Source organism: Pseudomonas sp. P4_C8 (genome assembly GCF_056401975.1).
Window position 1 is genome coordinate 14,766 of sequence record NZ_JBFUIH010000033.1, and the last position, 14,523, is coordinate 29,288.

Below are 14,523 nucleotides of genomic sequence, written 5' to 3' on the forward strand. Positions count from 1 at the left end.
CGCCGTCAGCGCAACGCCGCCCTCAATTCCTTGACCCGTTCGTTCCAGGTGAAGTGATAGACATGGGCAGGCGATAGCGGATGACACTGTCCGTTGTCCGCGTCGGCCCCCACAATAGACCACTTCGCACGCGAGGTTTCGCCCAACTCACGGGCGGTCTGGGCATTGAAACACTTGCCCAGCTCCTCGTCGGGGACAAGCGCGTAGGCCTTGGGATGGTCGCGCAGCCATTGTGCCGCTTGCTCGACCGAGGAGCCGGCCATGCCGAAATGCACAATCGGTTGCCGAGCGTACAGCCAGTGCCCCTCGCGCCAGTTGACCAGCACCAGTTCCGCACCGCCGGTCATGGTTGCGGCCTGCGCCATGATCGCGTTATGCGGGTTGGCACCGTCCCTGACCGGCTCGATGAAGCCACGGGCGAACCACAGCGCAAACCAGATCACGGCCACCGCCTGGAACACCCGTCGACCGCGCGGACGCTGGCTGAACCAGCGTTTGAGCAACCAGGGAATCAACGGTGCCGCCACCAACACCAACCCGGGCAGCGCCGGGTAAATGTACAACTTGCGTTTGCCGCTGCTGATGCAGAAAAACAGCACCACCAGCAGGACCCAGCCCAGCAGTACCAATACGCGCCCGTCGTGCTTGCGCAGTTGACGACGCCACGCGGGCACCAGCCACGGCAGCGCCAGCACCAACGGCAGCCAATATTGCGGGATCACAAAAACGAAGAAATACCAGAACGGTTCCCGATGGTCCCAGGCCGCGGCATACCGCCCCGCCGTCTGACGCAGCAGAATTTCCTTGGCATAGGCCACTTCATCGGCGCCGCCATTGACCACGATGGACAACGCCAAGGGCAGCAACCAGATCGCCGTGGCGCCCAACATCACCGCCAAACCCAGCCACCACTTGCGCGCCTCGTCCGGCATCGCCACCACGCCGGGCCAGTGTTTGCGCACCGCATAGGCATACGGAATCAGCATCAGCGCCGGGACAAACCCGACCCCTTTGGTGATCACGCCCACGCCCATCGCCGCGCAACCGATGTAAAACCAGCGCCAGGCCGGGCCGAGCAACAGGTGACGCGCCAGGCCGTACAGGCCGACCGATGTAAACAGCACCAAAAAGCTGTCAATCTGACCGGTTTGCAAGATGCTGTAAGTCTGATAAGTGGCCAAGTACAACAATGCCGCAATCCGGCCGATCCGCCGACTCCACAGGCGACGGCCCAGATCGTAGACCACAGCGGTGACCGTCACGCCGGACAACAGGCCCGGAATATAGAGGGCAATGGCGGGTTTTCCGGTCAGCCAGCTCAAAAACGCTACGGTCCACATGAAAATCGGCGGCTTGTCGCCGTAGATCTCTGCCGCCCGGTGCGGAATCAGCCACGAACTGTTATGCAACATCTCCAGGGCAACGCCGAGGAATCGCTCCTCGTCGACATTCTGCGGCTGCCGCAGCCCCAACCCTGCGCCGATCAGAAGCAACGCCAGCAACATCAGGCCTAAGCACTCAACGCCGGGCGAAAGCGATCTACGCATGACTCAGTCCTTCACGGGTGCGTTATTGGTTGGTATCAAGGGCGAACGCTTCATCGCTGATAAAAGTGGCGATACCACTTCACAAATTCCGCCACACCGGTTTCAACCGTTACACGTGGATGGAAGTCGACCCAGTCCGCCAGCGCCGACACATCGGCCCAGGTCTTGATCACATCACCCGCCTGTAGCGGCAAATAGTTGCGCCGGGCCTTGATGCCCAGCACCTTCTCCAGACAGTCGACGAATGCCAGCAACGGCACAGGCTCGCCCCGGCCGATGTTGAAGATTCGGTTGGCAGCTTCGCCGTCACTGCCTGGTATCGGCGGTTTTTCCCGCAGGCGGGCAATGCTTTCGACGATGTCATCGACATAAGTGAAATCGCGGGCCATCTCGCCGTGATTATAGATATCGATCGGCTCGCCATTGAGGATCGCTTTGGTGAACTTGAACAAGGCCATGTCTGGCCGGCCCCACGGCCCATAAACGGTGAAAAAGCGCAGACCGCTGGCACGAATTCCGTAAAGGTGGCTGTAACTGTGCGCGAGCATTTCATTGGCGCGTTTGCTGGCGGCATACAGCGAAACCGGGTGATCGACGGCGTCTTCGACGCTGAACGGCATCTTGCTGTTGGTGCCGTACACCGAACTGCTCGACGCGTAGATCAAATGCTCGGGGCGATAGTGCCGGCAGGCTTCCAGCACATTCAGAAAACCCACTAGGTTCGATTGCGCGTAGACGTCCGGGTTGTCCAGCGAATAGCGAACGCCCGCCTGTGCGGCCAAATGCACCACCTCGGTGAACGCATGCTCTTTGAACAATGYCATCAAAGCCGGTTTATCAACGATATCCAGCTTCTGGAAACGAAAACCCGGCAACGACTTCAACTCATTGAGCCGTGCCTGTTTGAGTTCTACGCTGTAGTAGTCGTTGAGGTTGTCGATTCCGACGACTTCAAGACCTTGCTGGCACAGCCGCTTAACAGTGTGAAAACCAATAAAGCCGGCAGCGCCGGTAACCAGAACAGTCATAGTCCCTCATTATTATTCAAAACCCGCTTCAACTTCATACCCTGCACCATTGATAAGTCATGGAGGCCCATGACATCGTTGACACGAAGCCGCTATCACCCTGCCCATCCAATGGTGAAATCTTGTTACATATTCATTTAAATCGTATGAGCGTGACAAGGGGGCTTGGCCGCGCACTAATGTTACTGATAAACCTTGTCATTTATGACATAGCCAGCGCCGAGCCAAGACCTGCGAGCATGGTCTATTTGCGCACCATCGATCCGAGCATCGAGCAGGACATGCGCTATGCCAGCGCCCACAACTTCACCGGGCATCGGCTCGAGGGCTACGACGCCGCCGAATGCCTGTTGTCCATGGACACCGCCAAGGCCCTCGCCCGGGTGCAAGCGACATTGCGCACGCAAGGCTATGGTTTGAAAGTGTTCGATTGTTATCGTCCCAGCCGTGCAGTCGCTGACATGGGGCGCTTCGCGACAGAGCCGGGTGACCCACGCAAGGCCGAGTTTTATCCGCGCGTGGACAAGCAGGACTTCTGGCACTTGGGCTATGTGGCGCGGGTGTCGGGGCACTCCAAAGGTTCAACCGTGGATCTGACACTCACCGGCCCCAAGGCGTTGCCCGTCGACACCTGGACACCTGCGGCGGCGCAAGTCGATTGCACCGCGCCCTATGAACAGCGCTGGCACGACGGCGCCCTCGATATGGGCACCGGTTACGATTGCTTCGATGAACGCGCACATACCGCTAACTCGACGATCAACGCCAGCGCGAAAGAAAACCGCCAACGCCTTAGCAGCGCCATGGAAAAAGAAGGGTTCGTCGGGTATTCGAAGGAATGGTGGCACTTCACGTTCAGTGGCGAAGGAGCACCGAAGGACGTGATGGATTTCCCCATTACACCGATGAGCTCCAGCGATGTCATCGGTGCCAGCGGTCAGCTGATCGTGGTCACCTCCAAGAACTGGGATGACATCCAGGGCACCGCGCAGCGCTATGAACGTGACGGGAAAACCTTTCGAAAGTACGGCGATGCCTTTCCCGTGGTAGTTGGCAAAAACGGTATGGGTTGGGGCAAGGGCCTGAGCGGTGCTGGTGTTTTTGAGGGTCCGGTCAAACGCGAAGGCGATGGAAAAGCACCTGCGGGGATTTTCAAACTGGGCACGGCGTTTGGTTTCGACGCTACCGTTGACACCCATCTGCCCTACCTTGCGCTCACACCGACCACCGAATGCGTGGATGACAGCCAGTCCCAGCGCTACAACGAACTGGTCGACGGTGCGGCGATGGCTAGAGACTGGAACAGCTCAGAACACATGCGCAACGAGGAGGGTTATCGCAAAGGCATTTTCATCGAGCACAACACCCCGGCGACGGCGGCCTCAGGCTCGTGCATTTTCTTCCACATCTGGCGTGGCCCCACGTCCCCGACGGCGGGCTGCACGGCCATGGATCAGGGGGATATTGCTGCGTTGCTCAAGTGGCTCGACCCTCGCGAGTCTCCGCTGCTGGTGCAGATGCCAGAGGCGCAATACGAGCAGTTTCGTGAAGGGTGGAAATTGCCTTGATGTTGGTGGGGTTTGGACTCGATCAAGGCTCGCATATCAGCCATCATCTGACTTTCCGGAAGCCACAAGACCTTGTGTCGTTGCCTACCATTGCGCCTGAATCCGCCGGCTTGTGCGTCTATGAGTTAAACCTCAAATCAAGGCAATACGTGTAATACCCCCCATCACGCACATAGCCCAACGACTCATACAACCGCTGCGCACCGAGATTGTCGGTGGCGGTTTCCAGCACCATGCCCTTGGCACCGCTCAACACCGCAAAGTCGCGAGCGGTGTTCATCAGCAACGTGCCTACCCCTCGCCCTCGGGCCTCAGGGGTGGTGAACAGATCACTGAGCAGCCAAGTACGGTGAGCATCGATGGAGGAAAACGTCGGGTATAACTGCACGAAGCCCAACGCGTCACCCACGGCATCTTCGGCGAGGAAAATCGCAGACTCGCCCCGGGCGATGCGTTCAGCGATGAAATCCCGGGACTGCGTCAGGTTCGAGGGCTGGCCGTAGAAGCCTCGGTAGGCGTCGAAAAGGCGCGCAACCTGGTCGAGATGGCTGGCGTCGACGCGAAAGGCTTTTACGACCATGTTGCGCGGCTCCTCGGGGGTTGGATTACTTGGGCTGCGCCACAGTGCGCAAGTAAGGTTTGATGGTGTTGAAGCCGTCCGGGTACTTCTTCCGCGCGTCTTCATCGGACACCGACGTAGGGATGATCACGTCCTCCCCCGGACGCCAGTTAACCGGCGTGGCGACGGTGTGCTTGGCGTTCAATTGCAGGGAGTCGAGCAGACGCAGCACTTCATCGAAGTTACGCCCGGCACTCATCGGATAGATGAGCATCGCTTTGACCTTTTTGTCCGGGCCGATGATGAACACGGAACGCACGGTGGCGTTGTCTGCGGCGGTGCGGGTGCCGCCACTGGCATTCGGATGGATCATGTCGTACAGCTTCGCCACTACCAGGTTTTCGTCACCGATCATGGGGTAATTGACCGCGTGCCCCTGGGTTTCTTCGATGTCCTTGGCCCAGCTTTCATGATTGCTGACCGGGTCGACGCTGAGCCCGACAATTTTAGTATTGCGCTTGTCGAACTCCGGTTTGAGCCCAGCCATGTAGCCCAGTTCGGTGGTGCACACCGGGGTGAAATCCTTGGGGTGCGAAAACAGGATGGCCCACTTGTCGCCAATCCATTCGTGGAAATTCAGCGTGCCTTCGGTGCTTTCGACGCTAAAGTCCGGTGCCTCGTCGCCAATGCGGATTGCCATGTTTGTTCTCCTTATTATGGGGTCGCAGGGAAAACCGTCAGAATCGGGGTACCTCTCCAACGGCATTCAGGATCGGTGTTGAACCTGTCAACGCGGATCAGTATAGGAGACGCGGCAAGACAAGGGCGTTACCGCCAGCCCTAATCTTTAAGCCATTGAATTCAAAAAATGACAAAACAGCCAGACCGACACGCCGTCGATCTGACTGTTTCTGAGCAAAACCCGACGCCACTAAACCCGGACGTTGCGTCCCGGCAGCGACGAGCGCTGGCTGGTTTCCCAATCCTGTACCAGACCGACGGGCGCATCGGAGGCTGGCAGCATGTTGCGCCCGCGCACCAGATCGCTGGCCCGCTCGGCGAGCATGATGGTCGGTGCGTTGAGGTTGCCATTCGGCTCAGTCGGGAACACAGAGGAGTCAATCACGCGCAACCCGGCAATGCCATGCACACGCAGCTCGGAATCAACCACCGCCATATCGTCCTCGCCCATGCGGCACGAACCGCAAGGATGGTAGGTGCTCTCAAGGTTTTCCCGCACGAAGGCATCGAGCTCTTCATCGGTGTTCACCAGCGGGCCTGGGGCGATTTCACCGTCGCGGAAGCGGTCCATTGCCTTCTGGCCAATGATTTCCCGGGTCAGGCGGATGCAGCGGCGGAAGCCTTCGCGGTCCTCTTCTCGTTGCAGGTAGTTGAACTGGATCTGCGGATGCTCGTACGGGTCAGCCGAACGGGCGCGCACATAGCCGCGGCTCTTGGGTTTGTTCGGCCCGGTGAGCACCATGAAGCCGTGTCCCTTGATCGGCTTGTTGCCGTCGTAACGCATGGCGGCAGGCAGAAAGTGGAACTGGATGTCCGGCCAACGCAAGCCCTTGTCCGAGCGAATGAAACCACCGGCCTCGAAATGGTTGGTGGCGCCGAGTCCATCCTTGAACAGTAGCCAGCGCAAACCGATCATCAGTTTGCTCAGCGGGTCCATTTTGCTGTTGAGGGTCACCGGTTCCTTGCAGCCGAACTGGATGTACACCTCGGCATGATCCTGCAGGTTCTCCCCTACCCCTGGCAGGTCATGACGCACACTGATCCCGGCTTTGCGCAGGACTTCGGCCGGGCCGATACCGGAGCGTTGCAACAGGTGCGGCGATCCGATCGGCCCTGAAGAAATCAGTACTTCGCGGTTGCAATGAACCTGATGGGTCTGGCCGTTGTGGTCATACATGACGCCGACGGCGCGCTTGCCTTCAAGGATGATCTGCCGGGTCATCGCGTGGGTGATCACGGTCAGGTTCGGACGACCCATGGCCGGGCGCAAGTAAGCGTTAGCCGTGGAGCAGCGCACGCCGTTTTTCACCGTCATGTGCATGGCACCGAACCCTTCCTGCATGTAGCCGTTGCAGTCTTCGGTCTTGATGTAACCGGCTTCGGCACCGGCGTCCACCCATGCCCCATACAGCGGGTTTTTCATGTGGTTGCCGTTGGTGGTGTGCAACGGCCCGGTGCCGCCGCGATAGCCGTCGCCACCCTCCTCGTAATGTTCTGCCCGTTTGAAGTACGGCAGGCAATTGCGGTAGCCCCAGCCCTGGGCGCCGAGCGATTCCCACTCGTCGAAGTCGTAGGCGTGGCCACGGATGTAGACCAGGCCGTTGATCGACGACGAGCCGCCCAGCACCTTGCCGCGCGGGCAGTGGATGCGCCGCCCGTTGAGGAACGGCTCTGGCTCGGTTTCGTAGCGCCAGTTGTACTTCTTGGTATTCATCGGGATCGAGAACGCGCTGGGCATCTGGATCACCACGCTGCGGTCACTGCCACCGAATTCCAGCACCAACACCGAGGTAGCAGGATCCTCACTCAAGCGGTTGGCCAACACACAACCCGCCGAACCGGCACCAATGATGATGTAGTCGTATTTTTGCGTAGCCATGGTTATCTCCCGGCTTCCGATTCGTTGAAAACGGGCGACGAGCGAAAGCTCAATGAATCGCCAGTGGTGTATTGCGGAGAGGTTTTCTCGATGTGCTGGATGACGGTTTCTTCGCGCTTGAGGTCGATCGAGCGGCTGAACCAGTAGTACACCAGCCCCGAGACGATCAGCCCGACCAGCCAGGCGATGTCGATGCTGCCCAGTGCTTTGGCGAGCGGGCCGACATAAACTTCTCGCTGTTCAACGCCGTCGTAGATGTAGAAGAACGGGATCATCGACACGAAACCGATGGCGTACGCGGCGATGCCACGCAGACCCCAGCTGCCGTAGATGTTGCCGTGGGGCATGAAGAAGTGCGGGATGGCGTAGCGGCCTTTGCGCACAAAGAAGTAGTCAGTCAGGTTGACCGAGGTCCAGGGCACCAGGAAGTACAACATCACCACCAGGTAGATCCCCAGCACCGACAAGCCTTTGCCCGAACTCTGGATGCTCAGGGCCACGCCCAGTTGCAGCAGGATTACAAAACCAATCGCCAGGATGCGCGCCTTGCGGGTCGGCTCGATGTGCTTGATGGAATCGACGCAAGTCAGCGTGGTCAGTTTCGCGCTGTAGATGTTCATCGCGATCACCGGCAGGAACGCCAGGATGGTGATCACCACCACCGCTGTACCTATCAGAGGCGAGACGACGTTGCCGACTTGTCCGAGAGCAACCAGCACATCCGTGGAATGCAGGTGATCGGCCAGCCAGCCACCCACCGAAATCATCCACGCCCCGGACAACGACGCGCCCAGAAACACCACGGCAATCAGCTTGCCGCTGGAGGTGTTCTTTGGCAGGTAACGCGAATAGTCGGACACGTACGGTGCGTAGGCGATGTTGTAACTGGCCGCCGCGGCGAACTGTGCGATGAAGCCGGTCCAGTTGAAGCCCAGCGGCGCCGGAGCCACTTCACCGGCAGCCAGTGCCGGCATCACGGCATCGGGCACCCAGCCCATCATCACTGCCAGCGTTACCAGGCCATACAGCGGAATCGAAAGGTACAACGCCCATTTGAAGCTGCGGTGCATCCAGTCATGACCGAGGATCGCGAGGATCGCCGCCGGTACCGTCACCGCCACCGCGATCACCCAGGGATCGAACCCGAATAACGTGTGCAGACCCTGCATCATCAACACCAGGTTGACGATGTTGAACCCGGCAAACACAAACAGCGTTGCCAGCAGCACGAGGATCACACCGCGATAGCCGAACTGCGCACGCGACTGGATCATTTGCGGCAAGCCCAAGTGTGGGCCTTGCGAACCATGGAACGCCATGAACAAGGTGCCGAACATGATGCCCAGCGTGCCGGCGAGTGTGGTCCAGAGCGCGGTCAGGCCGACGCTTGGGCCAACGAAGCCGATGGTCATGGTGAAGAAGGTGAAATTGCCGAGGAACCAGAACGGGCCTTGACTCGACAGTTTGTCGGTGCGCTCGTTTTCCGGAATGAAGTCGATCGAATGGCTTTCGACGACAGGTTTGCCGTCGAGGAGCGACACACTAGGTGCGGCTTTGGCGTCAGTATTCATGATGTACTCTTATTTTTGGAAGATCATGATGGAATAACTGCGTTCTTTTGGGTGAACGACGCCCCCTGTGGGAGTGAGCCTGCTCGCGATGGCGGTGTGTCAGTCGACATCCATGCTGTATGTCACATCGCTTTCGCGAGCAGGCTCGCTCCTACAGGGGTTTGAGTCAGCCATGACTCAGGGAAGCGTGATCCAGACAGCTTTGGTTTCGAGCAGGTAATCGAGCTGCTCGGCACCCAGGTCCTTGCCGAAACCGGACTGTTTGTAGCCACCGAACGGCATCGACGGATCGAGGGTGCCATGGGCGTTGACGTAGACCGAACCGGCCTTCAACCGTGGAATCAGGCTGTGCACCTTGCCCAGGTCATTGGAATACAGCGCGGCAGCCAAGCCGTACACCGAGTCATTGGCCAGGGCCAGCGCCTCTTCCTCATCGTCGAACGGTGCGGTGACCAGCACCGGACCAAAGATCTCTTCCTGGACAATGCGCATGTCGTTGCGGCAATGGGCGAAGATAGTCGGCTCGACGAAGAAGCCAGGACCATCGACAGGCTGGCCGCCGTATACCAGTTCGGCGCCTTCCTGCTTGCCGGTTTCGATGTACTCGGTCACACGCTGCTTTTGCAGTGCCGACACGAGTGGGCCAATGAAACAGTCAGGGTCCAGGCCCGGAGCCATTTTCAATGTACGGGTGTAGGCGATCAGTTCGCGCAGGAATTCGTCGTAGACGCTGCGATGAACATAGGCGCGTGTACCGGCATCGCATACCTGCCCCGAGTTGAAAAATACGCCGTTGGCGATCGCTTGTGCAGCCGCTGGAATGTCCGCATCAGCCAACACGATTACCGGTGATTTTCCTCCGAGTTCCAGGGTAAGTCGCTTCATTTCGTCCAGCGCCGCGCGCCCAACCGTGCGGCCTACCGGGGTCGAGCCGGTGAAGGTCAGTTTGTCGATGCCAGGGTGCATGGCCATGGCCGCGCCGACCACACTGCCGCGTCCGGAGACGATGTTGATCACACCGTCCGGGATCCCGGCTTCCTTCACCAATTCGGCAAAACGCAGGGCCGACAGCGAGGTCAGTTCAGCGGGTTTGACCACCACGGTGCAACCGGTGGCCAAGGCAGCGCCGAGCTTCCAGGCCATGGTTTGCAGCGGGAAGTTCCACGGCACGATAGCGCCGACCACACCCACCGCTTCCTTGCGTGTATAGGCCAGGTAATTGCCCGGCAGCGAAGGCTCGACGGTGCGCCCGTGCAGCTTGGTTGCCCAACCGGCGAAATAACGCAAGGTATCGACCGTGCCCTGGATATCGACGTCCCTGGCAAACGCTGCGGACTTGCCCATGTCGATCGATTCGATTTCTGCCAGTTCTGCGGCGTTCTGTTCAATCAGGTCGGCCAGGCGCTGTATCAGTCGCTCGCGTTCGGCCGGTTTGGCCTGACTCCAGGCGCCACCGTCGAATTGTGCGCGAGCGGCTTGCACGGCGCGGTCCAGGTCCTCGGTGGTGCCCATCGGAATGCGCGTGATCAGCCCCTCGGTCGACGGTTCGATGACGTCGGAAGTCTGTCCGTCGCTGGCCTCGACAAAGGCGCCACCGATGAACATTTTCTGGACCTTGCTGAGGAAGGTCTGGGTCGCTTCGGATACACCGAATTTTTGCAGGTACTGCTTAACAATCGTGTCCATTTTCATGCCCTCTGTGCGGCGGTCAGTTCACGCCGTAGCCGTGGTGGTCTCGTTCACGGCTTGCCGCGCCTGAGCCCGCTCATGGAAGATGAACCCAATGCTGTTGAGCAGCAGTTGCGCCGCCAGAATCGAGGTCATGCCGCTCGGGTCATACACCGGTGCAACCTCTACCAGGTCCATACCGACGATGTTGCCTTTGCTGCGCTTGGCCAGGGCCTGGATGATTTCCAGCACTTCGTAGTAAAGGAAGCCACCGTGGCTTGGAGTGCCGGTGCCGGGGGCGATGGACGGGTCGAAACCGTCGATGTCTATAGTGATGTAGTAGTTGATGTTTTGCGGGATCAGCGCCAGCACACCCTCGACGCCGAGACGGCGGACATCACGCACCGAAAGGATTTTCGAGCCGGCAGCATGGGCCGCTTCGTAGTCATCGCGGTTGGAGGACGAGACGTTGCGAATGCCCATCTGGGTCATGCCGACAATGTGGTTCATTTCCGAAGCGCGACGCAGCGGGTTGCCATGGCCGTAGCGCACGCCGTGGCGTTCGTCGACGAAGTCCAGGTGCGCATCGAAGTGGATAATGTGAATCGGGCCACGGCCCTCGAAGGCCTTGATCACCGGCGCGTGCACCGAGTGGTCGCCGCCGAGTACCACGGGCATGACGCCGGCATCGAGGATCTTGCGCACGGCGTATTCGGTGTTTTCGTTACTGGTGACCATGTCGGTGTGCACGATGTCGGCGTCACCAACATCGACCATGCGCACGTCGGCGGCGGTCAGGTACATCACGTCGTCTTCGTGGTCATAGGCGCCGGCGTGGCCGAAGGAGAACAGCGTCGATGCTTCGCGAATCCCGCGTGGTCCGAAGCGTGCGCCGGAGCGCCACTGGGTACCCATGTCGTTGGGAACGCCCAGCACCGCGACGTCGGCATCCAGTGCATCCCAATCGGTGCACACCGGGGATTTGCCAAAGGTGCAATGACCTACGAATGGCAGGTTCAGGCGACCGGATTCATAACCGTTATTGGACATTTCAAGCCTCTCCACTTTTTGTTATCGGCTGAGCGGACTGCAAGGCGACCGCCGTTGGAATGACTATGGGCGCAGGTTTTCGTGGAAAAAATGCTAAACATCAGATACTCATATCGGCATTGCCGATGCATCCACACGCAGGAGGTCCAAGGTGATTCAGCTGCACGATGTCGATCTGAAGTTGCTCAGGGTGTTTGCCACGATTGTCAGGTGCGGAGGCTTTAGCGCCGCGCAGGCGGCGTTGAATGCCGGCCAGTCGACGATCAGCGAACAGATGACTCATCTGGAAACCCGACTCGGGGTCAAACTTTGCCAGCGTGGGCGCAGCGGCTTTCGCCTGACCGAACAAGGCGTGGCGATTCATGAAGCGACGCAGCGCCTGTTGTCGGCGGTGGAGAACTTCTGCATGGACGCCGACGTGCTCAAACAGCACATCAGCGGCAAGCTCAACCTGGGGATCATCGACACCACCATCACCGACCCCGATTCACCGCTGCCGCGCACCACTCAACGCTTCGTGTCCCGCGGGCATGACGTGCACCTCAACGTGTACGTCGGCACCCCCGCGGAACTGGAAGAACGGGTGCTAGACGGCCGACTGCACCTGGCCATCGGGCACTTCCCGATCCATGTGCCGGGGTTGCTGCATACCCCGCTGTACCAAGAAGCCTTGGGCTTGTATTGCGGGCGTCGGCATCCGTTGTATGGCAACAAGGCCGAAGGTGATGAACTGCTCGAAGAAATTGCCGCAAGCCGCATTGTCGTGCGCGGCTACATGCAGCAATACGACCTCGAACATTTGGGTGTCAGCAAAGCGGCGGCGACCGTGGACAACATCGAGGCCCTGGCCATTTTGTTGATCTCCGGTGCCTACCTGGGGTTCCTGCCAGCGCACTTCGCCAACCAGTGGATCAAGACTGGGGAGATGCACCAACTGGCGCCGAACAGTCTGCAGTTGGTGTCGCCGTTCGACGTAATTACCCGACGCGGAACAGCACCACCGCCGATCCTCCAGGCCTTCCTTGAGGACCTGGCGGCCAGCTCGCGTAAAACCGCCAAAGGCTGATATCCGCTCGCCACACCCGAGCAGCGCCCGGCATACTCATTGACGCAGCCACCCCGTTCACCACCCTTGCAGGCCCGTTATGCGCATCCACGTCACCTTCATCGACCGCGTCGGCATCACTCAGGAAGTACTGGCCCTGCTCGGTGGGCGCCGGTTCAATCTGGACGCCGTCGAGATGGTGCCACCGAACGTTTACATCGACGCTCCGACCCTCGGCGCCGAGGTGCTGGAAGAGTTGCGCGAGGCCTTTCTCGGCGTGGAGGGTGTGCAAGCGGTGACGATGGTCGACATCCTTCCGGGGCAACGCCGAAGCTTGCAGCTCGATGCCTTGTTGGCTGCCAGCACCGACGCGGTATTGGCCGTGGATGACCGCGGTTATGTGCTGCTGGCCAACCCGGCGTTGATCGCCCTCTGTGGTCGCGAACCGGCCGGTGAATCGCTGACGACACTGTTTGATGATCCTTCCTTGCAACACACGTTGATCGAACACGGTTTTCGCCTGCCAATGCACGAGGTCAGCCTGGGCGGTCAGACGTTGTTGCTGGACGCCATGCCGATCACCGGCGCCGGCGCCCTGCTGACCCTGTATCAGCCAAACCGCATCGGCGAACGCCTGTCGGCGCTGCACCATGACCATGCCGAAGGGTTCGATGCGCTGCTGGGTGAGTCCCCGGCGATTCGCACGCTCAAGGCCCGCGCCCAACGCGTCGCCACGCTCGACGCGCCGTTGTTGATCCAGGGCGAAACCGGCACCGGCAAAGAGCTGGTCGCCCGCGCCTGCCACGCGATCAGTGCACGGCATGATTCGCCCTTTCTCGCCTTGAACTGCGCGGCACTGCCGGAAAGCCTCGCCGAAAGTGAACTGTTCGGCTACGCCGCCGGCGCCTTCACCGGCGCCCAGCGTGGCGGCAAACTCGGCCTGCTGGAACTGGCCGATCAGGGCACGGTGTTCCTCGACGAAGTCGGTGAGATGTCGCCCTACCTACAAGCCAAGTTACTGCGCTTTTTGAGCGACGGCTGCTTTCGCAGGGTTGGTGGTGATCGCGAGGTCAAGGTCAACGTTCGGGTGCTGAGTGCGACCCACCGCGACCTGGAAAAAATGGTCAGCGAAGGCCACTTTCGCGAAGACCTGTTCTACCGCCTCAATGTGCTCAACCTGCAAGTACCGCCGCTGCGCGAACGCGGCCACGACATCCTGTTGATGGCCAATCACTTCATGCAACAGGCCTGCGCGCAGATCCAGCGCCCGGTGTGCCGTTTGGCGCCGAGCACCTTTGCCGCCCTGCTCGGCAACCGCTGGCCGGGCAATGTTCGCCAGCTGCAAAACGTTATTTTCCGCGCGGCGGCGATTTGCGAAAACCCGCTGGTGGACATTGACGATCTGGACATCGCCAGAACGGCGGTGGAGCGGCAAAACGATGGTGAAGTGGGCAGCCTTGAAGAGGCCGTTGAAGGGTTTGAAAAACATCTGCTGGAGCAGCTCTATCGCAGCTATCCCTCCAGCCGCTTGCTCGCTGCGCGCCTGCAAACGTCGCACAGCGCCATCGCCATTCGTCTGCGCAAATATGGAATTCCCGCCAAGCCCTGATCCCTCAAACAACACAAATCCCCTGTAGGAGCTGGCTTGCCAGCGAAAGCGTCGTATCAGGCAATGTTTTAGCGACTGACACACCGCATTCGCCGGCAAGCCAGCTCCTACAGCTGATTTTTGTTGTGGCTGAAGTGAGTGTTTGCAAATCGCTACAGCGTATCGAATTCAAGACAGCCAACCACAACCCCGTGTTTTCCTGCCCAGCTGCCCTCCTTCCTTTTGCCTGTATTGAATTCAATACAGAAAGCAACCTTC

11 protein-coding genes are annotated in these 14,523 nt (G+C 59.7%); 3 read left to right on the plus strand and 8 right to left on the minus strand.

Annotation, left to right across the window (positions count from 1 at the left end):
• Positions 1-5: 5 nt before the first annotated feature.
• Both AC1DWM_RS20430 and AC1DWM_RS20435 read right to left on the minus strand, forming a co-directional pair.
• Positions 6-1,547: an ArnT family glycosyltransferase gene (locus AC1DWM_RS20430; RefSeq protein WP_477795986.1), complete on the minus strand. Its 1,542-nt coding sequence runs from the start codon at positions 1,545-1,547 to the stop codon at positions 6-8.
• A 50-nt stretch (positions 1,548-1,597) separates the two neighbouring features.
• Positions 1,598-2,575, minus strand: a complete 978-nt coding sequence (locus tag AC1DWM_RS20435; protein WP_477795987.1) for an NAD-dependent epimerase — start codon at positions 2,573-2,575, stop codon at positions 1,598-1,600.
• 179 nt (positions 2,576-2,754) lie between these two features.
• On the opposite strand from AC1DWM_RS20435, the gene AC1DWM_RS20440 reads away from it, so the two are divergent.
• Positions 2,755-4,143: a M15 family metallopeptidase gene (locus tag AC1DWM_RS20440; RefSeq protein WP_477795988.1), complete on the plus strand. Its 1,389-nt coding sequence runs from the start codon at positions 2,755-2,757 to the stop codon at positions 4,141-4,143.
• Positions 4,144-4,261: 118 nt separating this feature from the next.
• On the opposite strand, the gene AC1DWM_RS20445 is transcribed toward AC1DWM_RS20440, so the two are convergent.
• From AC1DWM_RS20445 to speB, 6 genes are all read right to left on the minus strand, one after another.
• Positions 4,262-4,723, minus strand: coding sequence for a GNAT family N-acetyltransferase (locus AC1DWM_RS20445; RefSeq protein ID WP_477795989.1), 462 nt, complete (start codon positions 4,721-4,723; stop codon positions 4,262-4,264).
• Positions 4,724-4,748: 25 nt separating this feature from the next.
• Entirely contained in the window at positions 4,749-5,402 is a 654-nt protein-coding gene (locus AC1DWM_RS20450; RefSeq protein ID WP_452627115.1) for a peroxiredoxin, read from the minus strand.
• A gap of 231 nt (positions 5,403-5,633) precedes the next feature.
• Positions 5,634-7,322, minus strand: a complete 1,689-nt coding sequence (gene betA, locus AC1DWM_RS20455) for a choline dehydrogenase (RefSeq protein ID WP_223517334.1) — start codon at positions 7,320-7,322, stop codon at positions 5,634-5,636.
• Positions 7,323-7,324: 2 nt separating this feature from the next.
• On the minus strand, positions 7,325-8,893 hold the full coding sequence (locus AC1DWM_RS20460) for a purine-cytosine permease family protein (protein WP_477795990.1): 1,569 nt from the start codon (positions 8,891-8,893) through the stop codon (positions 7,325-7,327).
• Between the two features lie 177 nt (positions 8,894-9,070).
• Positions 9,071-10,579 carry an aldehyde dehydrogenase family protein gene (locus AC1DWM_RS20465; RefSeq protein ID WP_477795991.1) on the minus strand — a complete coding sequence of 503 codons (1,509 nt, stop codon included), beginning with the start codon at positions 10,577-10,579 and terminating at the stop codon, positions 9,071-9,073.
• Positions 10,580-10,606: 27 nt separating this feature from the next.
• Positions 10,607-11,611, minus strand: a complete 1,005-nt coding sequence (gene speB / locus AC1DWM_RS20470) for an agmatinase (RefSeq protein WP_223517340.1) — start codon at positions 11,609-11,611, stop codon at positions 10,607-10,609.
• Between the two features lie 151 nt (positions 11,612-11,762).
• On the opposite strand from speB, the gene AC1DWM_RS20475 reads away from it, so the two are divergent.
• Together AC1DWM_RS20475 and AC1DWM_RS20480 are read left to right on the plus strand one after the other, a co-directional pair.
• Entirely contained in the window at positions 11,763-12,677 is a 915-nt protein-coding gene (locus AC1DWM_RS20475) for a LysR family transcriptional regulator (RefSeq protein ID WP_223517342.1), read from the plus strand.
• 79 nt (positions 12,678-12,756) lie between these two features.
• Positions 12,757-14,265, plus strand: a complete 1,509-nt coding sequence (locus AC1DWM_RS20480; protein WP_223517344.1) for a sigma-54-dependent transcriptional regulator — start codon at positions 12,757-12,759, stop codon at positions 14,263-14,265.
• Positions 14,266-14,523: the final 258 nt, after the last annotated feature.